General features: G+C 53.9%; 28 protein-coding genes. 13 read left to right on the forward strand and 15 right to left on the reverse strand.

What is annotated here, in order from left to right; translation table 11 throughout:
• The first annotated feature begins 228 nt into the window (after window positions 1-228).
• The gene (gstA, locus tag F3I44_RS21710; RefSeq protein ID WP_150012922.1) at window positions 229-834 is read left to right on the forward strand and encodes a glutathione transferase GstA; all 606 of its coding nucleotides are present in this window, start codon (window positions 229-231) and stop codon (window positions 832-834) included.
• Between the two features lie 32 nt (window positions 835-866).
• Here the strand turns inward: gstA and pdxY are convergent, their stop codons facing one another.
• From pdxY to F3I44_RS21730, 4 genes are all read right to left on the reverse strand, one after another.
• The gene (gene pdxY, locus F3I44_RS21715) at window positions 867-1,727 is read right to left on the reverse strand and encodes a pyridoxal kinase PdxY (RefSeq protein ID WP_150019634.1); all 861 of its coding nucleotides are present in this window, start codon (window positions 1,725-1,727) and stop codon (window positions 867-869) included.
• Between the two features lie 56 nt (window positions 1,728-1,783).
• Window positions 1,784-3,058 (reverse strand): tyrosine--tRNA ligase, encoded by a 1,275-nt coding sequence (gene tyrS / locus F3I44_RS21720; protein ID WP_150012918.1) that lies wholly within the window; start codon window positions 3,056-3,058, stop codon window positions 1,784-1,786.
• Window positions 3,059-3,198: 140 nt separating this feature from the next.
• Window positions 3,199-3,855, reverse strand: a complete 657-nt coding sequence (pdxH, locus tag F3I44_RS21725) for a pyridoxamine 5'-phosphate oxidase (protein WP_013357759.1) — start codon at window positions 3,853-3,855, stop codon at window positions 3,199-3,201.
• A 25-nt stretch (window positions 3,856-3,880) separates the two neighbouring features.
• Window positions 3,881-4,195 (reverse strand): MliC family protein, encoded by a 315-nt coding sequence (locus tag F3I44_RS21730; RefSeq protein WP_150012916.1) that lies wholly within the window; start codon window positions 4,193-4,195, stop codon window positions 3,881-3,883.
• 189 nt (window positions 4,196-4,384) lie between these two features.
• On the opposite strand from F3I44_RS21730, the gene F3I44_RS21735 reads away from it, so the two are divergent.
• From F3I44_RS21735 to ycgZ, 5 genes are all read left to right on the forward strand, one after another.
• Complete coding sequence (locus F3I44_RS21735) at window positions 4,385-4,588, forward strand: hypothetical protein (protein WP_061062381.1); 204 nt, start codon at window positions 4,385-4,387, stop codon at window positions 4,586-4,588.
• 370 nt (window positions 4,589-4,958) lie between these two features.
• A complete protein-coding gene (locus tag F3I44_RS21740) occupies window positions 4,959-5,192 on the forward strand; it encodes a YgdI/YgdR family lipoprotein (RefSeq protein ID WP_010245442.1) in 234 nt (77 codons plus the stop codon).
• 15 nt (window positions 5,193-5,207) lie between these two features.
• A complete protein-coding gene (locus F3I44_RS21745) occupies window positions 5,208-5,438 on the forward strand; it encodes a YgdI/YgdR family lipoprotein (protein WP_010245445.1) in 231 nt (76 codons plus the stop codon).
• A gap of 420 nt (window positions 5,439-5,858) precedes the next feature.
• Window positions 5,859-6,131: a hypothetical protein gene (locus F3I44_RS21750; protein WP_150012914.1), complete on the forward strand. Its 273-nt coding sequence runs from the start codon at window positions 5,859-5,861 to the stop codon at window positions 6,129-6,131.
• Window positions 6,132-6,358: 227 nt separating this feature from the next.
• Entirely contained in the window at window positions 6,359-6,598 is a 240-nt protein-coding gene (gene ycgZ, locus F3I44_RS21755; RefSeq protein WP_150012912.1) for a regulatory protein YcgZ, read from the forward strand.
• Window positions 6,599-6,628: 30 nt separating this feature from the next.
• On the opposite strand, the gene F3I44_RS21760 is transcribed toward ycgZ, so the two are convergent.
• The 5 genes from F3I44_RS21760 to umuD form a co-directional block, all read right to left on the reverse strand.
• The gene (locus F3I44_RS21760) at window positions 6,629-6,769 is read right to left on the reverse strand and encodes a hypothetical protein (protein ID WP_223811730.1); all 141 of its coding nucleotides are present in this window, start codon (window positions 6,767-6,769) and stop codon (window positions 6,629-6,631) included.
• Window positions 6,770-6,912: 143 nt separating this feature from the next.
• Entirely contained in the window at window positions 6,913-7,443 is a 531-nt protein-coding gene (locus F3I44_RS21765) for a TetR/AcrR family transcriptional regulator (RefSeq protein WP_223811731.1), read from the reverse strand.
• 281 nt (window positions 7,444-7,724) lie between these two features.
• The gene (locus F3I44_RS21770) at window positions 7,725-8,000 is read right to left on the reverse strand and encodes a hypothetical protein (RefSeq protein WP_150012908.1); all 276 of its coding nucleotides are present in this window, start codon (window positions 7,998-8,000) and stop codon (window positions 7,725-7,727) included.
• A 150-nt stretch (window positions 8,001-8,150) separates the two neighbouring features.
• Window positions 8,151-9,419, reverse strand: coding sequence for a translesion error-prone DNA polymerase V subunit UmuC (umuC, locus tag F3I44_RS21775; RefSeq protein WP_150012906.1), 1,269 nt, complete (start codon window positions 9,417-9,419; stop codon window positions 8,151-8,153).
• 2 nt (window positions 9,420-9,421) lie between these two features.
• Entirely contained in the window at window positions 9,422-9,841 is a 420-nt protein-coding gene (gene umuD / locus F3I44_RS21780) for a translesion error-prone DNA polymerase V autoproteolytic subunit (protein WP_013357748.1), read from the reverse strand.
• A gap of 337 nt (window positions 9,842-10,178) precedes the next feature.
• On the opposite strand from umuD, the gene F3I44_RS21785 reads away from it, so the two are divergent.
• Complete coding sequence (locus F3I44_RS21785; RefSeq protein ID WP_033779254.1) at window positions 10,179-10,430, forward strand: hypothetical protein; 252 nt, start codon at window positions 10,179-10,181, stop codon at window positions 10,428-10,430.
• A gap of 100 nt (window positions 10,431-10,530) precedes the next feature.
• Here the strand turns inward: F3I44_RS21785 and F3I44_RS21790 are convergent, their stop codons facing one another.
• Window positions 10,531-10,755, reverse strand: coding sequence for a hypothetical protein (locus F3I44_RS21790; protein ID WP_033732545.1), 225 nt, complete (start codon window positions 10,753-10,755; stop codon window positions 10,531-10,533).
• Between the two features lie 551 nt (window positions 10,756-11,306).
• On the opposite strand from F3I44_RS21790, the gene F3I44_RS21795 reads away from it, so the two are divergent.
• From F3I44_RS21795 to F3I44_RS21805, 3 genes are all read left to right on the forward strand, one after another.
• Window positions 11,307-11,564, forward strand: coding sequence for a biofilm development regulator YmgB/AriR family protein (locus F3I44_RS21795; protein WP_150012904.1), 258 nt, complete (start codon window positions 11,307-11,309; stop codon window positions 11,562-11,564).
• Between the two features lie 289 nt (window positions 11,565-11,853).
• Window positions 11,854-12,702: a manganese catalase family protein gene (locus tag F3I44_RS21800; protein ID WP_150012902.1), complete on the forward strand. Its 849-nt coding sequence runs from the start codon at window positions 11,854-11,856 to the stop codon at window positions 12,700-12,702.
• Window positions 12,703-12,766: 64 nt separating this feature from the next.
• Entirely contained in the window at window positions 12,767-13,630 is an 864-nt protein-coding gene (locus F3I44_RS21805; protein ID WP_135908952.1) for a glucose 1-dehydrogenase, read from the forward strand.
• On the opposite strand, the gene F3I44_RS21810 is transcribed toward F3I44_RS21805, so the two are convergent.
• Window positions 13,623-14,633 carry a UV damage endonuclease UvsE gene (locus F3I44_RS21810; protein ID WP_150012900.1) on the reverse strand — a complete coding sequence of 337 codons (1,011 nt, stop codon included), beginning with the start codon at window positions 14,631-14,633 and terminating at the stop codon, window positions 13,623-13,625. The two genes, F3I44_RS21805 and F3I44_RS21810, sit on opposite strands and share 8 nt — an antisense overlap.
• Before the next feature lie 101 nt (window positions 14,634-14,734).
• On the opposite strand from F3I44_RS21810, the gene F3I44_RS21815 reads away from it, so the two are divergent.
• Window positions 14,735-15,100, forward strand: coding sequence for an MmcQ/YjbR family DNA-binding protein (locus F3I44_RS21815; protein WP_150012898.1), 366 nt, complete (start codon window positions 14,735-14,737; stop codon window positions 15,098-15,100).
• A gap of 107 nt (window positions 15,101-15,207) precedes the next feature.
• Here the strand turns inward: F3I44_RS21815 and F3I44_RS21820 are convergent, their stop codons facing one another.
• From F3I44_RS21820 to zinT, 3 genes are all read right to left on the reverse strand, one after another.
• Entirely contained in the window at window positions 15,208-15,492 is a 285-nt protein-coding gene (locus tag F3I44_RS21820; protein WP_150012896.1) for a helix-turn-helix transcriptional regulator, read from the reverse strand.
• Window positions 15,485-15,805 carry a type II toxin-antitoxin system RelE/ParE family toxin gene (locus tag F3I44_RS21825; protein WP_150012894.1) on the reverse strand — a complete coding sequence of 107 codons (321 nt, stop codon included), beginning with the start codon at window positions 15,803-15,805 and terminating at the stop codon, window positions 15,485-15,487. The genes F3I44_RS21820 and F3I44_RS21825 overlap by 8 nt, the downstream gene beginning before the upstream one ends.
• A gap of 140 nt (window positions 15,806-15,945) precedes the next feature.
• Window positions 15,946-16,596, reverse strand: coding sequence for a metal-binding protein ZinT (zinT, locus tag F3I44_RS21830; protein WP_150012892.1), 651 nt, complete (start codon window positions 16,594-16,596; stop codon window positions 15,946-15,948).
• Window positions 16,597-16,983: 387 nt separating this feature from the next.
• Between zinT and katE the strand changes: the two genes are divergently transcribed.
• Complete coding sequence (katE, locus tag F3I44_RS21835) at window positions 16,984-19,248, forward strand: catalase HPII (protein ID WP_150012890.1); 2,265 nt, start codon at window positions 16,984-16,986, stop codon at window positions 19,246-19,248.
• Window positions 19,249-19,346: 98 nt separating this feature from the next.
• Here katE and F3I44_RS21840 read toward each other — a convergent pair whose 3' ends face one another.
• Complete coding sequence (locus F3I44_RS21840; protein ID WP_150012888.1) at window positions 19,347-21,005, reverse strand: methyl-accepting chemotaxis protein; 1,659 nt, start codon at window positions 21,003-21,005, stop codon at window positions 19,347-19,349.
• 224 nt (window positions 21,006-21,229) lie between these two features.
• Between F3I44_RS21840 and F3I44_RS21845 the strand changes: the two genes are divergently transcribed.
• Entirely contained in the window at window positions 21,230-22,486 is a 1,257-nt protein-coding gene (locus F3I44_RS21845) for a mechanosensitive ion channel family protein (RefSeq protein ID WP_150012886.1), read from the forward strand.
• Window positions 22,487-22,491: the final 5 nt, after the last annotated feature.

Consider the following 22,491-nt stretch of genomic DNA (forward strand, 5'->3'; position numbering starts at 1 on the left):
AGCATGAAGTTGAAGATAAACAACTGTCGCTTCATGAGGTGTGAAGAGAGGGCTCTAAGAGTCCGAACTTAGTACGCCCCTATGGGGCGGAAAACAAAGCCGCCTTCTATGAAGGCGGATTTTTACTGCTGACCTTTTGCCCTCATCGATCCCTGAACCTTATCACTGGTAATCTCCCTCTGAGCCTTTACTATGCTGTGATCCCATTGCAACAAGGAGTACATGGTCATGAAACTGTTTTGCAAAGCAGGAGCCTGCTCTCTCTCTCCCCACATTGTCATGCGCGAATGCGGTCTCGACTTCACTCAGGTGAATGTTGATCTGGCCACAAAACTCACTGAGCGGGGCGATGATTTCCGCCAGATTAACCCTAAAGGCCAGGTGCCCGCGCTGCAGCTCAGCGACGGCAGCGTGCTGACAGAGGGCGTTGCCATTGTACAGTATCTGGCTGACCTGAAGCCCGATCGCCATCTGCTGGCTCCGGTCGGTAGCCTGACGCGTTATCACACCGTGGCGTGGCTCAGCTACATCGGCAGCGAGCTGCACAAAAGCTTTGGGCCGCTGTTTCGCCCGGGTTATTCCGACGAGGTGAAAGCGCAGACGCGCAGTCAGCTGGAAGCGAAATTCCGTTATGTCGATGCGTCATTGCGTGACAGACAGTGGCTGACGGGGATGCATTTCAGCGTGGCGGATGCCTATCTGTTTGTGGTGACGCGCTGGGCAAAAGCGCTGGGACTGGATCTGTCCGGCTTTACGGCGCTGGAGGCGTGGTTTGATCGGGTCGCGGAGCGTCCTGCGGTGCAGGCGGCGCTGAAAGCGGAAGGCTTAGCCTGAGTGAACAGGGCCGGTTAACCGGCCCTGATGCGTTACAGCTTTTCTGCCGTGAAGTGCTGCGTCGGACTGGCGATGGCATCCTGGGCCGCCACCAGCTGCAGCTCATACTCGCCCATCTGATGGGTTTTCAGCATCACCTCATAGACCGCCGCAGTGACGTGCTCCAGCGCATCCTGCAATGATTTACCGTGCAGCAGATTCACCAGCAGCAGACCGCTGGTGAGATCGCCTACGCCGACCGGCTGACGGACGCCGAAATCGACCAGCGGACGGCTGATGTGCCAGGCGTCTTCCGCCGTTACCAGCAGCATCTCAAAGCGATCGCTGCGACGCCCCGCACGCGCCAGGTGCTTCACCAGCACCACGCGTGGTCCCTGGGCAATCAGCGCCCGTGCAGCGTCGACTGCCGCGTCGACGTCGGTGACAGTGCGTTCGCTCAGCATCTCCAGCTCAAGCAGATTCGGGGCAATAATATCGCTGGCCGGCATCGCCATCTTGCAGTGAAACTCCGCGACGCCGGGTGCCACGATGCAGCCTTTCTCGGGGTGACCCATCACCGGATCGCAGAAGTACCAGGCATTTGGGTTAGCCGCTTTGACCTGCTGAACAATCTGCAGAATCTGCTCGCCCTGCTCTGCCGAACCCAGATAGCCGCTCAGCACCGCGTCGCAGGTCTTCAGACGGTCAATGTCTGCAATGCCTTTAACGATGTCGGTTAAATGCGTGGCAGGCATCACCGTGCCGGTCCAGTGGCCATATTGCGTATGGTTGGAAAACTGAACGGTATTCAGCGGCCAGACGTTTGCCCCCAGGCGACGCATCGGAAACTCAGCCGCCGCATTACCGGCGTGACCAAAAACAACGTGCGACTGAATCGCTAAAATATTTTTCACTTGTTTGCCCTGTCCTGCCTTGCCATAAAAAAGGGCCGGAAACCGGCCCTGAAATCTTACTGCCAGTTAATCAGGCAGTAATGTTTCTTGCCGCGACGCAATAGCGTAAAGCGGTTAAACAGTTTGTCGCTGTCGCTGAAGCGGTATTCCGCATCAGACTGCTTTTCACCGTTCAGAGAAACGGCGTTGGAGCCAATCATGGTACGCGCCTGACCGCGTGACGGCACCAGCTCTGCTTTCACCAGCGCCTGCTGCAGATCGTCTTCAGCGCCCAGGGTGATGGTTGGCATACCATCCTGTGCCAGTTGCTCGAAATCCGCTTCAGTCATGTCGCTCACGGAACCAGAGAACAGGCTCGCCGTAATACGCTTCGCTGCCGACAGACCCGCTTCGCCATGCACCAGACGCGTTACCTGCTCAGCCAGCACATACTGCGCACGCGGTGCGGTGCCGCTGTTTTTGTCCTCTTCTTCCAGCGCGTTGATCTCTTCAATGCTCAGGAAGGTGAAGAACTTCAGGAAGCGATAGACATCGGCATCCGCGGTGTTGATCCAGAACTGATAGAACTTGTACGGGCTGGTTTTCTTCGCATCGAGCCAGACTGCGCCGCCTTCGGTTTTACCGAATTTGGTGCCGTCAGACTTGGTGATCAGCGGAACGGTCAGGCCAAAGACCTGGTTCTGATGCAGACGACGGGTCAGGTCGATACCGGAGGTGATGTTACCCCACTGATCGGAACCGCCAATCTGCAGCGATACGCCGTGACGCTCGTTCAGGCAGGCGAAATCATAGCCCTGCAGCAGATTGTAGGAAAACTCGGTAAAGGAGATGCCCTGATCGTCACGGTTCAGACGCTGCTTCACCGCTTCTTTATTGATCATCTGGTTAACGGAGAAGTGTTTGCCGATATCACGCAGGAAGGTCAGCACGTTCATGCTGCCAAACCAGTCGTAGTTGTTGGCGGCGATTGCGCTGTTGCTGCCGCAATCGAAGTCGAGGAAGGGTGCCACCTGCTGGCGGATCTTCTCAACCCATTCATTGACGGTGTCGCTGGTATTAAGTTTACGCTCTGCGGCTTTAAAGCTCGGGTCGCCAATCAGGCCGGTTGCACCCCCGACCAGCGCCACCGGCTGATGGCCGGCATCCTGAAAACGCTTCAGGCAGAGCAGCGGTACCAGATGGCCCAAATGCAAGCTGTCAGCAGTGGGGTCAAAGCCGCAATAGAGCGAAATTGGCCCCTGCGCCAGTTTCTCTGTTAACGCGTCTTCATCCGTCACCTGGGCGATAAGGCCCCTCTCCTGCAATTGTTGTATCAGGTTACTGCTGGTCATCACTGACTCCAAATTGATCAGACTGCACCTATGCTGGTACACAGCTTTCCGCTGAGTTGCGGAATCGAAAAAAATGAGGGCTATAGCATAAAGCGCTGACGCCTTCTGTGCCAGCGCTGATAGGGGGAAATCATGCAGATTCAGGGTGCCAGACGGTCGATTTTCCAGCCGTCGTGATCGCGCTGATAGATGAAACGATCGTGCAGGCGATGTTCGCCTCCCTGCCAGAACTCTACTGTGTGAAATTTCACCCGGTAGCCACCCCAGAAGCTGGGCAGCGGCACGTCGCCCTGCTGGAACTTCTGCTTAAGCTCAAGAAACTTCCCTTCCAGAATGCCACGGGCAGAGATCCGGCTCGACTGCTTCGACACCCAGGCACCAATCTGACTGTCGCGCGGGCGGCTGTGGAAATATTTCAGCACCTCCAGCGGCGACAGTTTTTCCACTTCGCCCAGCACCATTACCTGACGTTCCAGGTAGTGCCACGGGAAGTGCAGGCAAATGCGCGGATTGTGCGCCAGCTGCAGCGCTTTGCGGCTGCCAAGGTTGGTGTAAAACACCATGCCCTGCGCATCAAAGTGTTTCAGCAGCACGATGCGCTGCCACGGCTGGCCCTGCTCATCCACGGTGGCCACGGTCATTGCCGTGGGATCGGGCAGTTTTGCTTCACACGCCTGGCTCAGCCACTGTTCAAACAGGGCTATCGGATCATCCGGCAGATCCTTACGACGCAATCCGCCGCGGGTATATTCGCGCCGCAGATGGGCAATGGTGTGTAGCGTTTCGCTGTCGCTCATAATGCTCGCCTTTTCAGATAAAGAGTCAGCTGGCAGGTTGCAGCTCACAATCATTCACGACGATTTTATCGTTACGTTCGATAAATGCGCCGTTTCCTTTGGACCAGAACACATAGGTGTTGTCGCTGTAGCGCGCGCCGGAGGCGGATGCCGTCTGCTTCAGCGTCAGGGGCTGGCCATCCATGATGAAGCTCACCTGCTCGTTCGCCTCATCCAGCGTCACGGTCAGGGGCAGAGTTCCGCAGCGATAGTGCAGGGTCTGCGGCGACGGTGGCTGTTTATGCATCAGGCTACAGCCCGAGAGCAGCAGCACCGCGGCAACGGTTAATCCTTTCAACATAAGCGGGTCTCCTTTATGAGTGAAGCTGGCATTATAAGAAGGATTTTGCGCGAAGTAAGTGGGAATCCGCGCCAATCTGGTGGATGCTGTCAGGCAGCCTGAATTATTGCGCGTTTTCAGGCGGTTGTCTGAATGCACAGGCCGCGTTCTCAGGCTACGCTCTATAGATCTTAAGCGAGGAAAACCAACATGAAATTTGATAACGAAGATGCATTTAAGCTGGCCGTGGCGTTTATGAACCATAAAGAGAATGCCACCGTCGCCAGCAGCTACTTTAAAACCTTTATCGACACCTACCAGAAATTTGACCGCTGGCTGAGCGCATCCGACCCGGTCAGCGCCATGAAAGCGGAAAAAGCGGCAGCCAAAGCCGGCGAAGACTCCATTCTTTGATCCCCTTCTTCACTGGCCCGGTAGTCATCAGGGTATCGGGCCAGCGGACATGATCAGCGGTTAACGCTGGTGCAGATGATTACCCCTGGGGCGACTCTGGCTTTAACGAACAATATCTGCTCTGGCTGCCGTGCTTATTTCCCCACATTGGCGTCACTTTTATTCCGGCCTGGTAATGCCTCTGCTGAAACGGCATAAACAGCCATGCTCATTTGCAATAAATGCTATTTCCCGCCGTCACTCCCGCAAATAATCGCTACACCCCCCTTTTTTGTCTAAAAAATCGGCAGCGAAGCGTGGCAGGCCCAGCAAACTCTATAAAGCCGTCTATGCTGTAAGCGTCTGGTTATACTTCATGGAGTTGAAAAAAATGAAAATGAAATCCCTGTCAGCCATTGCTTTGCTGGCGCTTTCTTTAGGTACGCTGGCAGGCTGCGCCTCGAATCAGTCGATTAAGACCACTGATGGCCGCACCATTGTCACTGATGGCAAACCGCAGATCGATTCAGATACTGGCCTGGTTTCTTATCGCGATGCTCAGACAGGAAAAACTGAGCAGATCAATCGCAATGAGATCAGTAATATGAGTGAACTCGACAACTAATATAAGGTGAATAAGATGAAAAAAGCGCTGATTTTACCTCTCGCCGCATTGATTGGTATGACCGTATTAACCGGCTGCACCCGTACCAGTTATGCGATTCAGACTAACGATGGACGCACCATTATTAGTGATGGCAAGCCTTCTGAGTCAGATGCCGGCCTGCTGGCTTACACTGACGCCAATGGCGTGAAGCAGCAGATTAACAAAGCGGACGTTAAAGCGGTCTCTGAAGTACCGAAGAAATAAACCTGGCGCTATCGTTCAGTAAATAAAGCCGCCCATGGGCGGCTTTATTTTTGCCTGCGCTTAGCACGACATGTGGCACCCACGAGGTTCCCCGCCACCTGCCGGTTTTAATCAGAAATATCCGTTATTCCTCGGCAATAATATGGCAGGCGGCATGACAGTAATCGTGATTCACCTGCTTATTACTTATCTGAATTTCAGGCAGCCTTTATCTTTTTTAACCAGCTTAATCGCTCAATATGATTTACCCGTAAAACAGATATCTGCTTTTATTCTTTATTATCAGACAGTTATCGCTTCGCTTAAAGGTTCATTTTATTTTTAATAACTTCAACTGCCTTTATCGGCGGTTTCCGATCTTTTAGTCCGGATTGCCTTTAACTAGACTATTCATTTCGTTATTCAATCAGGAGGTCGCTGATGGTTTACCATGATAAATCAATCGGTCATATGATTCTTGGTGAAGCTGCAATCAATCTGGCGTTTGAAGAGCAGGAGATTACACTGGTATCACTGATTCGCCAGCTGGGTGAGATGGCTGAAAACGAACGCAGCGATGAGCGCGTCGCGCAGATTGCTGATGCACGCAACTGGCTCAAAGGCTTTATCAAGGCCTCGACGCGCGACCGCGCCGAATTAAACTGGCTGGTCGAGACCGGACAGGCGCCGGTTTACCTTAAAGATTATCGTTAATGTGCTGAAGGATGACGCCGTCGGTTCAGGGTGCCAGGCCTTGCCTGGTGCCCTTCAGCATTTCTCAGCTCCACGTCAGTTTTGTATTTCCCTGTTTATCGCTAAGTGCTATGTAAATAGCACAAAAACTTCCCTCTTCTGCGCTGAAATAGCTGTACAGGCTCACTTTTTTTGTATAACTTTGCCGCGAACCGATCGCTTTTCCATCACCTGACAGGAAATCACCTATGTACCCGAACCAGAGACTGCCGCGGACGGCAGACGATATTGCCCGTTATTTTAATGCGGCAAGCCTGCCCTCACAGCAGGAAACGCTGGGCCAGGTGGTGGTGGAAATTCTGCATGCGGGCGGGAACGTAAACCGTAAATCGATCTGCACCAAACTTCTTCGTCGGCTGGAAACAGCGTCTACACAGGAAGAAGAGCGCCACTACCATGCTCTCATCAGCCTGCTGTTTGGTCGTTAAGCAGCGGACGCTCTCTGCCAGCGACTTCTGTTAGTGCGTCAGCGGCTCTCCGCTTTCTGTCACCTGCTGTTGCAGCGGGTGTTTCGCTGCGCGGGTTTCAAATCCCCCCTGGGCAGCAAAAACAGAGCAGCCAATAGCGGCTACGAGTGTCAGTAAGATTGAGGTTTTCACGAAGCAGACCTTAATTATTACGCTACAGAATAAAACGTAAAAGCCTGGCACATAAACAGCGTCGGGAAAAGCGTACTGCAAACTTTCTCTGTGCGAAAAACGCGGGCGGAGAAATGCAGGTGTATTGACCCGCCCCGTAACGATTACCCCAGTACTTTTAATGCCAGCGCCAGCGTCTGCTGTTCATTGGTCACATCGCTGACCTTGCCTGCAACCCGCATTCCGTATGCAATGCAGAGGATTAAACCGGCTGCCGCTTCATTGTCCAGCGTATTATCGATTGAGCCATCCCGTTGCCCCAGCTCCAGCAGCGAGACCAGGAAGCGCTGATTACGCCGAACCACCTCATCAATGCGCTGCGCCAGCGCCTGATCCATCGTCTGCAGAGCAATGGCGCTGGCAACGACCAGACAGCCGCGCCGCCCTTCAATGGCACGCGCCGAGTCCAGATAGAACTGCAATAGCTCAGTTATTTTTTCCCGTCCGCTGACACAGGTTGCCAGACGACGGCGCAGCTCGGTATTTCTGAGTAACAGATAACGTTCAAACACCAGCACAAAGAGCGAGCGCTTATCTTTAAAGGCCTTATAGATGCTGCCTGCGGAGAGGTTCATCGCCTCGCCCAGATCGCTTATTGATGTGGCGTGATACCCTTTTTGTCGGAAAACGATCATGGCGTGATCCAGAGCCTGTTCAATATCGAACTCTCTGGGACGTCCCCGCTCTTTGTTTTGTTGCACTGTCGCTGTTGTGATCATTGTTACCGGTCTGGGAAGTTCGTTCCTGTCAGAATCAGCCCGGATTCTATCCCAGGCACGGGTAACAAGTATAGATAGCGGCGATCGACCAGCGGTCTGGCACTGACGGATATCCGTTTCTGTCGCCTGATGATCCAGGGAAGTAACCGGTTGTGTCCTGAAACCCGACACAGGTTACAGGGCGAACCGGTCACGATTCACTCAGATAATAACGCGGTCTCTTTGCGGCGCTCTGCCCGTTGCTGCCTGCGTTGCTGGGCGTTTATTTTGATTAGCCATAACATAAACTGCTTAATGAGCAGACTGGCGTGGTGCTCATTGTCAGCAAAACATAAAAAGAGTCGGGTTTTTATATTGCTGTTGTCGTCGACCACATAAATCTCATAGTCGTCGTGGTGGCGGGATTGAATGATTGCTGTGAAATGTATTGCAGGCCAGAGCATCACTCTGGCTTCAAACTCTCTGAAATCCATTATATTTACCTGGTTATTTTTTTAAAATGCCCGATGAAAAACTACACATCGAGCCAGGTAAAGCATAACTTCCTGTTACTTAAATCGCGTGATAAAAAAAGCTTTTAACAGACGCTGCTACGTCAGCAACAGAGGAAGCCGGAGCCGCGCCTACTTCACCGCAGCTACCGGCAAATCCGTTACCCGTGTGGTATAGGCAGGCGACAGCATCTCGCGCTTCATCGCCCAGGCCTTATTGATCCCCTGCCCGGCAAACCACAGTTTTCCACTGCCGGTTTTGTTAATTGTATCAATCAGCTGCATCAGCTCCTGGCTGTTGCGGCGCGGCTGATGCTCGTCAAACAGATCAAGCTGGGCCACGCCCTGACTGAAAAAATCCCCCAGCACGATGCCCGCCTTGATATAGCGATATCCCTTAATCCAGATGTTATCCAGACACGCCATTGCAACATTGATGATGTCGCGGGTGTCCTGCGTCGGGATCAGCAACGTCTCTATAGACTGATTGCCATAAAAGGGTTCGTCAGTCGCGTGCGGGCTGGTGCGCAAAAATACGCCTATCTGACGGCAGTATTGATTCTCACGACGCAGTTTCTCTGCCGCGCGCTCCGCATAGGAACAGACGGCTTCGCGCATCTGGTCATAGTCGGAGATGCGGCTGCCAAACGAACGGGAACACATGATTTGCTGCTTATCCGGTGTCACTGACTCCAGTTCCAGGCAGGATTCGCCACGCAGTTCTCTGACGGTGCGCTCCATCACTACGCTGAACTGTTTGCGAATGGATTCGGTGCTTTGATCGGCCAGATCTTTCGCCGTTATGACGCCCATAGCGTTGAGCCGTTTGCCGATCCGGTGCCCCACGCCCCAGACGTCAGCCACATCAATCAGTGCCAGCAGCTTTTTCTGTCGTTCGGGGTCCGATAAATCAACAATGCCACCGGTTTTGCTCCACTTTTTAGCCGCAAAATTCGCCAGCTTGGCCAGCGTTTTGGTCTGGGCAATGCCGACGCCGACGGTCAGATGGGTCTCTTTGCGGATCCGTTGTTTGACCTGCCGGCCAAAGGTCTCCAGCGCCATGCAGTTCTGCACGCCGGTGAGATCCATAAACGCCTCGTCAATCGAATAGATCTCCACCGAGGGTGCCATCTCTTCGAGGATGGTCATCACCCGCTCACTCATGTCGGCATAAAGCGCGTAATTGGAGCTGAAGACCTGTACCGCGTGACGCGTCAGCTCTTCGCGCATTTTAAAATAGGGCGCGCCCATTTTTATACCGGCTTTCTTTGCCTCGGCGCTGCGCGCAATCACACAGCCGTCATTGTTCGACAGCACCACCACTGGTTTGCCTTTCAGATCGGGCCGGAAAACGGTTTCGCACGACGCATAAAAGCAGTTCACATCGACCAGCGCGAACATGGTCAGTGCGTCGATTTAATAACAAAGGTCACAACACCAAATACCTCCAGCGCATCTTCGGTCTGGATAGCGATCGGTTTAAATTTGGTGTTCATCGGCATCAGTTGCAGGCAGGGATGAAGCTGAAGACGTTTAACGGTAAATTCACCGTCGACGGCGGCCACCACGATATCGCCATGTGAGGCGGTGAGCGAGCTGTCAACCACCAACATATCACCATCATTAATGCCCGCCTCAATCATCGACTCGCCGCTGACGCGGACAAAATAGGTGGCGCTGGGATGCTGCACCATCAGCGCATTGAGATCGATACGTTGTTCGACATAATCCTGCGCCGGAGAGGGAAATCCGCACGGCACACGTTCGATATAAAGCGGTAAAGGCATAACGGCGCGAATGTCCGCAGGTTTAATGAATTCCACAATTTCACTCCTTGCTCAGATTACTGTATATAAATACAGTAATGGCTAATCCCCCTTTTAATCAAGTGACACGGAACATTTTTAAGTAAAGCAGTTGATGGTAATGCACTTTTTTAACCCTCTTTTTTCTTACTGCTGCGCGAGTAAGCGGAAACGGGTTACTTTTGCCGCAGCACGGGAATATCAGCGTTTTTTTCTTTCAGTAACTAATCTTATAAATTCACCCGCTGATTATTTTTACTTAAGGAAAATCTGACAACGTCTCTGTGGCATTTGCCGAGGTTTGAATATTCAGAGCGGGCTGGTTATTCTGCTTTTTTTAAGGCATGGAGGAGTTATGGCAGACGACGATCGAATTAAACATCTGGAAGAAGCCGTTGCGCAGTTAACGGTTGAGACCACGGTATTAAAAGCGATACTCGGTCAGCAAATTGCGCTGAATAATCTCAACTACAAAGGGAAGTTTGACGATGTGCTGGCCGCGCTGGCGAAAGAATATGCCGAACGCGGTCTGGAGGAAGGCAATAATCAGGCAATCCATGACGCCCTGCGTCAGTATATTAAATATGAGCCACCCGCGATGGAATAGGACTTTCCGGCAGCGTCCGCTCACCGGACGTTACCGGCTCCTGAACACTGCCATCTTCTGACCCGTCCCGGCAGCAGCCTGAGGCGCTGCGGGTTAGTCTTTAAGCCTGGCTATCACTCTCCAGCGCATCCTGAATCGCATCAGCCAGATTACCAATTTCATTCGCCACGGCCTGCAGGTCCCAGGAAGCTTTTGAACCGGTTGCTGATGTTGAAGCGCTGACTGACTCCTTTGCCACTGACAGCGCCGCTGCCACAGCCACTGAACGTTTATGTTGTTCCTGCGTCACGCCCGCAGGCGGAATCGCAAAATAGTCGTGAACCATGATCATTTCCTTGTGATGAATAAGGGCTCAACCTTAGCCTTCTGCATCAGGCGTGGGAAGTGAATTATGTGGCATGACCTGTCAGGCGGACAGGATTGCAGCAGCCGTGTTGCGTTGTCTGCTTTTCCTGCGCAAAAAACCTGTACAGGCTGTACAGGTTTTTTTGCTGAAATAACTGCCTGAACCGCTGTTGTATCATTTTTGCAGAGCCGCAAAGAAGAGGCGTTACGCACCAGCGGACGCTCTCACCCTGCAAAAATAATCCTTTAACTCTCTGAATTAAATCATATAAACACTAAAAACCCGACACACTTCCGTTGTCTGCCTGCCCCTCAACACCTCTGACCAGTGATTTTTTGTCAAATTCTATTGTACAACTTTGCCGTCTTTGTATAACTTTATCTCGTGATGTTAAATCACTTGTAACGAGGGTGCTTTGCACCGCATCTGAAGGTGTTGTGGATTTCCACCTTCAGATGCAATTTTTTTGCGTCAGCCGGTTACCGGATCTGAATCGACGCATTCCTCCCCAATTTCTTATGAGGCCTGACATGCAAACAACGATGAATACAGAGTCTCAGATTTCTGATTACTTCATGAACTCTGGTACAGCGCTGACCACTGAAAAACAGGTCATCGCCGCGGTCCATACTGAACTCGCGCGAGCCAAAGCCCATGTCTCCGATAAAGACATTGTGCTGGGCCTGATTCACCGCCTGGAGAGCGAGCGCGATGTGGTTAAGCAGGATATTTACCGTCAGGCTCTTGAACATGTTCTGCAGCGTGCAACGGCTACCAGCGAAAGCTAAAAACCTGTGTCTGTTATGACGGAACGCGAATTAGCACGGATGCTTTTCCACTACGGAATCGGCCCCTTTTAAAGGGGCTTTTTTATTTCTGCTGCACTGCATCACCCGCCTCTTTTTCATCTCACGCATTGCCTGCCCTGCCGGGCCACATATAGCTCTACTATTCACCTTTTTTGCCGCTTATTTCACCTTAAATTGCGATTAATTGCTCTCGGTTCGCTTTATTTATCCGATATCTGTGTCCAGGCTTTTTCTGCATCCACTGCAAACACAGACGAGGAAAATAACCATGTTTCATCATTCATCAAAACTTCAATTCCCGGTTCGTGTAGAGAAGCCCGATCCAGAGTTTGCCATGCTGTTACAGCAGGCCATCGGCGGCGTCGAGGGTGAGATTCGTGTAGCGATGCAATACTTTTTCCAGGCGATGGGCGCGCGGGGTGATGCGCGGATTCGGGATCTGCTGATCTCTACCGCCACCGAAGAGCTGAGCCATATCGAAATGCTGGGCTATGCCGTAGCGCTGAACCTTGAAGGCGCACCGCTCTCTTATCAGGAAGCGTCAGCGAAAGATCCGGTGGTTAATGCGATTCTGGGCGGCATGAATCCGCGCCATATTCTCTCTTCCGGTCTGGCAGCCATGCCGGTGAACGCCAACGGCATGCCGTTTGACATGAGCCACATCTACGCCTCCGGCAACGTAGCCGCCGATATGCTGGCTAACGTCACTGCAGAAGCCACCGGCCGCGTCCTCGCCACCCGCCTCTACAACATGACCGAAGATAAAGGCATGAAGGATTTCCTTTCCTTCCTGATCGCCCGTGACACCATGCACCAGCAGCAGTGGCTGGCGGTAATCGAAGAGATGGGTGGCCTGAACGCATCATTGCCGATCCCGAACAGCTTCCCGCAGGAACATGAGGCGCAGGAGCACTCTTACTACTGCCTGAATACCTCACTGGATAAACCGCTGCCGGAAGGACGCTGGAGCAGTGGCCCGGCTTACGATGGTCATGGTCAGTTCAGCGCGAAACAGCAGCCCGAGATTCTGGGTGATGAGCCGCTGCTCGGCAATGCACGTCCCGGCTCCGGTGCGCAGTCAGAGCAGATTGACGGCATCACGCCACCGAAACCTTAATTGCCCGCCTGTCAGGGAACGATGCCCTGACAGGTTTTTCCCATCTTTTTATGGAGGAGTCGTCATGTCATCCACTCAGCGTCCACAACCCCCTTTCGAAGAGCAGCAGCAGACGTGGCCTGGCAGTACCGCCGCGATGCAGCCACAGCCCGATCATGGTGAAGAGAGTTATCAGGGTTCAGGCCGTCTGGCGGGTAAAAAAGCGATTATTACCGGCGGCGATTCCGGCATTGGCCGGGCCGTGGCGATTGCTTTTGCCCGGGAAGGTGCTGACGTGCTGATCTCTTATCTTGATGAGCATGAGGATGCGCAGGATACCGCCCGACTGGTTGAGGCCGCCGGTCAGAAAGCCGTCCTGGTGCCTGGCGACATTACCGATGCGTCACACTGCAACGCGCTGGTCGATAAAGCCGTTGAAGCCTTTGGTGAAATTAACATTGTGGTGAATAACGCGGCGTATCAGATGACGCGCGAATCGCTGGATGAGATCGGTGACGACGAGTTTGATCGGACGATGAAGACTAACCTGTACGCGATGTTTTACATCACCAAAGCGGCCACTAAACATATGCCTGCAGGCGGGTCGATCATTAATACAGCCTCGATCAATGCTGACCAGCCGAAACCGAAACTGCTCGCCTACTCCGCGACTAAAGCCGCCATCGTTAACTTCTCCGGTGGCCTGGCAGCCCTGCTGGCGGAGAAAGGCATCCGTGCCAATGCGGTCGCACCCGGTCCCATCTGGACACCGCTGATCCCGTCGACCATGCCGGTTGAACAGGTGAAAAACTTTGGCAGTGAAGTACCTCTGCAGCGTGCCGGTCAGCCTGCTGAGCTGGCACCCACCTATGTGATGCTGGCCAGTGATGAAGCCAGCTACATTTCCGGGGCGACCATCGCCGTCACGGGCGGCGTGGCGATTATTTAACGTTTGCCGATTCCCTGGTCGCTTCGGCCAGGGGATTCCTTATCAGCTTCTGCGCTATCCCCCACTGATAAAGCGGTTCCCGCGCCAGATTTTTCATTTTCACTTCACACATGATGTCGAAAGCCTGAAACGACAACGCCCAGCCATTCAGCGTCGGATTGAAGAAGAAGTCTGAGTGCGCCCGCAGTTTGCTTTTGCTCACGCCCAGCTGCTGCTGATCGGGCCAGCCCTGTTCGGGAATCATCCCCTCCTGTGAAATCGAATAGTGAAGCACCGGTCGCACGCCGCGCCAGGAGTCGATGACCCTGGCCACACGCGCGTCATCCGGCTGAATAAACTCACTCTCTTTCACCCAGTGATGGTGGATATCCAGCACGACCGGACAGAGCGATGCCGCCTGCAGCACATCATCCAGCGAGCAGGAGATCTCATCATTCTCCACCGTCAGCATCAGCCGTGCCTCCGGGCTGAGCTGATTAAATGACTGTTTAAAGCCGTCGAATCCTGCCTTACCATTCATATGGATGTTGATTTTAAAATCCTGGAAGGTCTTGCCGTAGCCCATCAGACAGGCGCAGAGCGTGTGATACTCCACATCCTCCAGAGCACGCACCACGACATCGGGATTATCGGAGGCCAGCACGGTATATTGGCCCGGATGGAAGGAAAGCCGGATGTCATGCGCCCGCGCCAGCTCACCACAGCGGGCAAACAGCGGATAGAGTTCAGGCAGGAATTCCGCAAACAGCGGCGTCGCTTCGGGCACCGTATAAAGCGGCAGCAGATCGCTGCCGATACGCATCATTCGCAGCGGCGCGGGTAACGTAGCCAGATGCTCAAGCGTCAGGTAGAGATTATTGAGATTGGTAACGGTGATCTCATGAACCAGCTGATGACGTTCAGCGTGCGGTAAACTCAGAAATCGTTTACGGGTCGTCGCGCGAAACGGGAAAAACTGTTTGCCGTCGCTGTTGAGATACTTACATGCAAAGCCTAATTTCATGACTGCTCCTGATTGATGCTTATCAGAAGTGTAACAGGCCTCTGGCGACCAGCCAGTCGCGGGCCACAGAGGCAGAGTGAATAATGACAGGGAGAGAGACTATGCAGGGTCACGCGATCCAGCGCATCGCTATCGACGCGGCTGAAAGGCTGCCCGCCGCCGAATCGGGCTATCCGTTCGGGCCGGAACATCAGGTTTTTAAAGTGTGTGGAAAAGTGTTTTTACTGCTGACCGAACTGCGGGGCGTGCCAATTATCACCCTGAAATGCGAACCGCAACAGGCGGAGCTGCACCGGGTCATCTATCCCTCGATCACTGCCGGTTACCATATGAATAAGCGCCACTGGATTACGGTTTATCCCGGCGACGGCCTCTCGCCAGGTCTGATTCAGCAGCTGGTTGAGGAGTCATATCAGCGGGTGGTGCGCGGCATCCCCGCCTCACGCCGCCCGGTGTGGGTGGGATGAAGGCGGCCGGATGGGATGAGCATTATCCCGCGTCAGAGAGAAAGTGTGTTTGATGGCAGGAATAATCTATAGCAGGACCAGAATCAACGCCTGCCATCCTTAGTCAGTCAGAGGGAAATCTGAGGATTTTCAACGCCACAGGCGCGGGCATAGCGGGCGAGTGTTTCAACTGTGGCTTTATCTGCGCGACGTTCGGTGCGTGAGACTGCAGAGGGACTGACACCGAGTGCCTCTGCGACCTGGGCGCTGGTCATTCCCGCGCTTTCCCGCCATTTGGCTAACTGCTCGCGCAGGTGCTCTGCCCGAACCTCAGCCTCATAATGCTCGCGAACAACCGGATCAGATAAAATTTCTTTGCGGGCCGTCGTCCACGCAACTGATTTTTTACTCATCGTTTAACATCTCCTCTAAACGGTGCGCCGCTGCGATCATGACTGCTGCTGGCGTTTTTTTAGTCTCTTTCACAAAAGCTTTCAGGATAAAAATACGTCTGCCTTTCTGATAAACATACACCGCTCGCCCAATCTCATTTGCCTTCGCCCTGAGCTCAAAAAAACCCGACCCTAATGGTTTGGTATCAGGCTCTCTCAAATCAGTTCCACGGGTAGCCAGTTTATCTATTTGCCGGGCTAGCTTAGCCCGGAGCATCTCTGGCATTGCCTTAATTTCAGCGAGCGCTTCCATGTGTATCGTTATCTCAAACATAAATCCTCCGTTGGCGTTAAGTTAACTCATGAGTTAACTTAACTCAAGGATCTATATCTTTCACAGACGGGGTAAATGAATGCAGTCGCCATCTTTGCAAAAGAGCCCTGAATCGTGAGTCATCCTATCCCGCACGGCACTCAGTGGTGCAACATCTCATCCACCACCTCTGCATTCATCATCTGGTAGGGATAATAGGTCGGCCAGTTGTCCATCTCCGCCAGCAGGGCCTGCTGAGACGCGTTACCCATAAAGATATGGAAATGGGCGGACTTACGCGGCCCGATGGTGTGATCGCTGAACTGCACATATTTCGGTGCCTTGCTGCTGGCGTCCTGACACTCGAACAGGTAGCGCACCCCTTTCTTCCCGGACGTATAGGTCAGGATTTTGTGGCCTGCATAGTGATAGTGGCAGGCGCTGACCTTATCGCCGACATGGAACTCCATCACGCCATTTTCGATCCCAATGGTATCGACGTCGGTGGCGTAGCCTTTGCGATAGTAGGCCTTGTACTGCTCTGCCGTTTTACTCTTGTCCTGCTGCGCTTTCTTCTGCCAGACCGGGTCCAGTTCGCCACTTTGCAGCAGGGGATAGACCGACTGCCAGATTCCATCCCAGTCAGAGAGCGGACGATCTTTCACATCGCCGTCAGCGAAAACCCCTTCCGCCGCCTTCTGCTCCATCGCTGACAGCGGTTTGCCATGTGAATGCGTGCCGTGTGCCAGCGTCTGCGGGCTGATTAGCAGCGCGCCCACGATCCCAATCCATTTACCTGCGTGTTTCGTCAAAGCCAGATCCTCAGTCAACGTTACAAAATGAAATGTTATGATATAACATTTCTTATATCAACGTAAAATCTTGCCTGACTCTATTAATTTTATTTATTGGTTAGTGACCTCGTATGGCACATCACACGCGCCTGCAACGGGCAAAGCTGGCGTGGTATCAAAACGGGTTGCCCGCATAGCAGGCGCGGGCTGACAAGCCGCTAAGCCAGACGGCACAAGGTATGAATAAGCGAAGCGAGAATAAGCATTCAGTGATAAGCCCGGTTTTGCTGTCGGATGAAACAGGCGCTGTTACGACGGTTAAATAGCCGAATTAGCCTCAGTATTGTTCAGGTTGTTCTATATTTAGTGTCGCCGAACGTAAAATAACAGCTGGAGCATGGAATAATGTCGAAAGAAACCGAGAAGAAACCCCTGAGCGAACGCGCGCCGACCACCGGCCCGGAATCATCAGAGCCGGGGCTGGGATCGCTGGCACCGAAAGATGGTTCACATCAGCCCCCAGCCGAACCGACCCCGCCAGGCAAGCAGCCTACCGCCCCAGGCAGCCTGAAAGCGCCACAGACACACAACGCCAAACTTGACCAGCTTGAAGCCAGCCGTAAAAACGGCACCGACCGCGCCCTTACAACCAACCAGGGCACACGCATCGCCAACGATCAGAACTCACTGCGTGCCGGTTCGCGTGGTCCGACGCTGCTGGAAGACTTTATTATGCGTGAGAAGATCACGCACTTTGACCATGAGCGTATCCCGGAGCGTATCGTGCATGCCCGTGGCTCTGCCGCACACGGCTATTTCCAGCCGTATCGCTCCCTGAAAGATCTGACTAAAGCGCAGTTCCTCAGCGATCCCGAGCAGACGACCCCCGTCTTCGTGCGTTTCTCCACGGTTCAGGGCGGTGCAGGATCTGCCGATACCGTGCGTGATATTCGCGGTTTCGCCGCCAAGTTCTACACCGAAGAGGGGGTGTTTGACTTGGTCGGCAACAATACGCCGGTATTCTTCATTCAGGATGCGCACAAATTCCCTGACTTTGTGCATGCCGTGAAGCCAGAGCCGCACAACGAAATCCCGCAGGGCCAGAGTGCCCATGACACCTTCTGGGATTACGTCTCTCTGCAGCCGGAAACCATGCACAATGTCATCTGGGCGATGTCTGACCGCGGTATTCCACGCAGCTATCGCACCATGGAAGGTTTTGGTATCCACACCTTCCGCCTGATTAACGCCGAAGGCAAAGCGACCTTTGTCCGTTTCCACTGGAAGCCGGTGGCCGGTAAAGCCTCGCTGTTGTGGGACGAGTCGCAAAAACTGACCGGTCGCGATCCCGATTTCCATCGCCGCGATCTGTGGGAAGCGATTGAAGCGGGCGATTTCCCGGAATATGAGCTGGGCCTGCAATTGATCCCGGAAGAAGATGAGTTCAAATTCGATTTCGATATTCTGGATGCCACCAAGCTGATCCCGGAAGCCCTGGTGCCGGTGGAAATTGTCGGCAAGATGGTGCTTAACCGCAACCCGGACAACTTCTTTGCCGAAACCGAGCAGGTCGCGTTCCACCCAGGCCATATCGTGCCGGGTCTGGATTTCTCCAACGATCCGCTGCTGCAGGGGCGTCTCTTCTCCTATACCGACACGCAGATCAGTCGTCTGGGCGGACCGAACTTTCATGAAATCCCGATCAACCGTCCGACCTGCCCGTACCATAACTTCCAGCGTCAGGGCATGCATCGTCAGGATATCGACACCAATCCGGCAAACTACGAGCCGAACTCAATTAATGACAACTGGCCGCGCGAAACGCCACCTGCTGCAACAGGCGGCGGCTTCGAAAGCTATCAGGAGCGGGTTGAGGGCCACAAAGTGCGCGAGCGCAGTCCGTCATTCGGCGAATATTATTCCCAGCCGCGCCTGTTCTGGAACAGCCAGACTGAAGTTGAGCAGCAGCACATCATTGGTGCCTACTCGTTTGAGCTGAGTAAAGTGGCGCGCGCCTATATCCGTGAGCGTGTGGTCGATCATCTGGCACGCATTGATACCAAACTGGCGCAGGGCGTGGCGGATAACCTCGGACTTGCCCTGACTGATGAGCAGCGCAATCTCCAGCCGCCGGCTGCGGTGAACGGCCTGACCAAAGATGACAGCCTGAGCCTTTACGCTATCCCGGATGGTGAGATTAAAGGTCGTCAGGTGGCGCTGCTGCTGAGCGATGGTGTGAAAGCGGCTGATGTGCTGGCGATTTTGCAGGCGCTGAAAGCGGAAGGTGTGCATGCCAAACTGCTGGCACCGCATATGGGCCAGGTGCGCGCGGATGACGGTTCAGTGCTGCCGGTTGATGCCACCTTTGCCGGTCTGCCTTCTCTGACCTTTGATGCAGTCATCGTGCCGAATGGCAATATCGATGCTCTGCTGTTAAGCGGCGATGCCCGTTACTTCCTGCTGGAAGCCTACAAGCACCTCAAGGTGATTGGTCTGGTGGGCGACGCGCGCCGCTTTAAAGCGCAATTCGGCCTGGAAGATGCCGATCAGGAAGAAGGCATTGTACAGGGCGACTCGGCGGAGATCGCACTGATGTCGGATTTCACGCAGGCGATGAAAGCGCACCGCGTCTGGTCCCGCAGCCAGAAGGCACAGTCCGTTCCGGCCTGATGCGTTGAGTAAATAAAAAACCGCCTCCAGGGGCGGTTTTTTTATGCCGGAAAGCGTAGCACAGTCGCGTGCGCGGTGATCCGTCAGACGTTCCGTTATCAGAAGGTCTGCCAGTTCTCATTGTCCGTCACAGCAGCAGGCTGACGTTTTGGCACAGCAATCGCCTTCGCAACCGGTGTGGCGGAGAATGCCGTATGCAGACTGCCGGTTTTAAATACCGATACCGTTTTACGCAGGTAGCTCGCCTGCTCTTCCAGCGAGGCGGCGGCAGTGGCGGACTCCTCCACCAGCGCGGCGTTCTGCTGCGTCACCCCATCCATCTCAGAAACCGCAATGCAGACCTGCTCAATGCCCCGCGTCTGTTCGGTCGAGGATGCCGCAATCTCTTCAATCAGCTGCGTCACACGACTCACCGACTTCACGATGCTCTCCATCGCGGTGCCCGCCTGCGCAGCATGACCAGCACCGGTTTTGATCCGCTCGGCTGAGCGGTCGATCAGTCCGCGAATTTCCTGCGCGGCGCTGGCGCTGCGTCCGGCCAGCGAGCGCACTTCACCCGCCACCACCGCAAATCCACGCCCCTGTTCACCGGCACGCGCGGCTTCAACCGCAGCGTTCAGCGCCAGAATATTGGTCTGGAAGGCGATGCTGTCGATAATGGCGATAATACCGGCAATTTGATTCGAGCTTTCGCTGATCTGATCCATGTTGGCAATCACCCGGGCAACGGTCTCGCCACCCTGCAGGGCCGTCGCTGACGCCTCTTTCGAGACCGTGGTCGCCTGCTGCGCATTGTCTGCGTTGAGTTTTACCGTCGAGGTAAGCTGCTCCATGCTGGCGGCGGTCTGTTCCAGAGCAGCTGCCTGCTGTTCGGTTCGCGAGGAGAGATCGGTGCTGCCGGCGGAAATTTCCGCTGCACCGGTGAAGATAGAGCGGGTTGCGTCATCGACCGAGGTAATGGTGACCACCAGCGCATCACGCATCTGCTGCAGCTCCTGAATCAGCTGGCCCATCTCGTTGCGGCCTTCCTGCTGAATCGCAGAAGTTAAATCCCCTGCCGAGATAGCGCGCATATGCGCGGTCAGCCTGGCCAGCGGGTTAATCAGCAGCTTCTGCAGTCCTATCCAGACAGCAACCCCAATCACGCCGGTGATCAGGCCGATGGTCAGCAGCGCCCAGAGTGCATCCGTCAGGCTGCGCTGATTGTGCAGAGAGGTATCTTTCATCAGCTGGATGTTCACCGCACGCCAGGCCTCATAGGCCGTGTCGAGCTGATCCTGCGCCGCCTGCGCTTCGAGGTTGCCATACGCCGGGTAGTTGCCCTGCTTCAGAAAGGTAATTGAGGCCAGCATAGTGTCACGCATCTGCTGATAAGCCGTCTGAACCTGCGTTGACTGGGCGTCGCCCTGTCCTGCTTTACGCGGCATTGCCTGCCACGCTTTAAAGTCTGCATCCGCGCTTTCCGCTGACTGACCCGCCTGCTCCAGCAGCGCAGCCATCGCCGCAAGGGATTTTGGGTCCTGCTGATTTTTCAGGAAACGGATTGCCACGCGATTGATGGTAACGCGGGTTTTAATCAGGGTTTTCACCGCATCGCTCAGGTGCTGCTGCTGCAGCGTCAGCTGCTCGGCCGCCACGAAGTTTTTGTCGGCTTTTGACACGCCGTTGTAGAACAGAAATCCGGTCAGGGTCAGTAACGTAATAAAGACGGCAAGCACCGCCAGAATACCGTGAGTTATTTTAAGATTTTTAAGCATGTCCGCAGACTCATATCAGAGGAGGTAAAACGGTTATCGGCCAGCAAGACATTTATCTGAGTGCAGTTGCAGAGAAGCCTGCTCTCCGCAACACGCCGGATGCAGCCAGCACGCCGTTTACGGCAGAAAAACGGGGCCGACGGAGCCTGGACGCATTCGGTGCTTAACAAGCGCCCCCGTGCTGTGGTTGAATTCGCCCCTTACATTTTTCGCACGTGGTTAACATGCATTACATTCAGAGTCTGATGAGTTTTATTGAGGGAAACCGGGTGCTGTCGATCGGCTTCAGCCTGCTGCTGCTGATTATGGCGGGGATGGTCACTCACCTGATCTGCAAATTTTTCATCGTCAAAGTGATCAGGAAGGTCTTTTTCAGCAGTCATAAAAAAGATGTTCCGCTGGATAAAGATGTCCGCCTCTCTCAGAAGCTGTCAAATTTTGTGCCGGTGATTGTGGTCTACAATTTCCTGCAATTCATGCCGGGCCTGCCTGAAAACCTGAAAGTGGCGATTCAGACCATCTGCGGCATTCTGTTTTTTGTCTATCTGTCGATCTTCTTCAACGAAGTGCTGGAGATTGTTAACAACTCCTACTCACGCAAATCGAAGCGCAAGAATCACTCGATCAAGGGCTATATCCAGATTGGCAAAATCCTGGTGCATATTATCGCTGCGATCATGATTCTGGCGATTATGTCCAACAAGTCGCCCGCGATTATTATCTCCTCGCTGGGTGCGGTCGCCGCGGTGCTGATGCTGATCTTCCAGCATACGCTGCTGTCGCTGGTGGCGAATATTCAGCTCTCCTCCAACGATGTGCTGCAACTGGGCGACTGGATTGAGATGCCGGACAGAAATATCAGCGGCGAGGTGATCGATATTGCGCTGCATACCATCACTATCCGCAACTGGGATAACACCATTTCGCGTATCCCGACCAAGAACTTCCTGACCGAAACCTACACCAACTGGCAGGCGATGTTCTCCTCGGGCGCGCGCCGCATCATGCGCAGCTTTTATCTTGACCAGAAATCGATCAGCTTTGTGAATCAGGAGATGCTGCAGGCGATGAGCCAGATCCGCCTCGCGGGCGAAACGATCACTGAGCTGCTGGATGGACGGGATATCAATGCCGTCGGCGACCGCTGGTTTATGGAGAACGGCATCACTAACCTCATGGTGTTCCGTAAATTCCTGAGTGCCTGGCTGGCCCAGCGTGATGATATTAAGAAAGAGATGTATATCGTGGTGCGGCCGCTGAAACCGTCGCCGGATGGGTTGCCGGTAGAAATCTACTGCTTCACCTCATCCATTTTCTGGGCCGATTATGAAAATACCCAGGCGGCAATTTTTGAGTATATCTATGCCATGGCCCGGTTATTTGAATTGCAGATTTACCAGCATCCTGCCGGTTCTGATTTCGCCCGTCTGGCGCAGCCGCGTCCCATTAGCGGGGATGCAGAGCCCAACGGCATGCCGTAACCGGC

This window comes from Pantoea sp. F_5 (assembly GCF_008631595.1).
Classification (GTDB): domain Bacteria; phylum Pseudomonadota; class Gammaproteobacteria; order Enterobacterales; family Enterobacteriaceae; genus Pantoea; species Pantoea gossypiicola.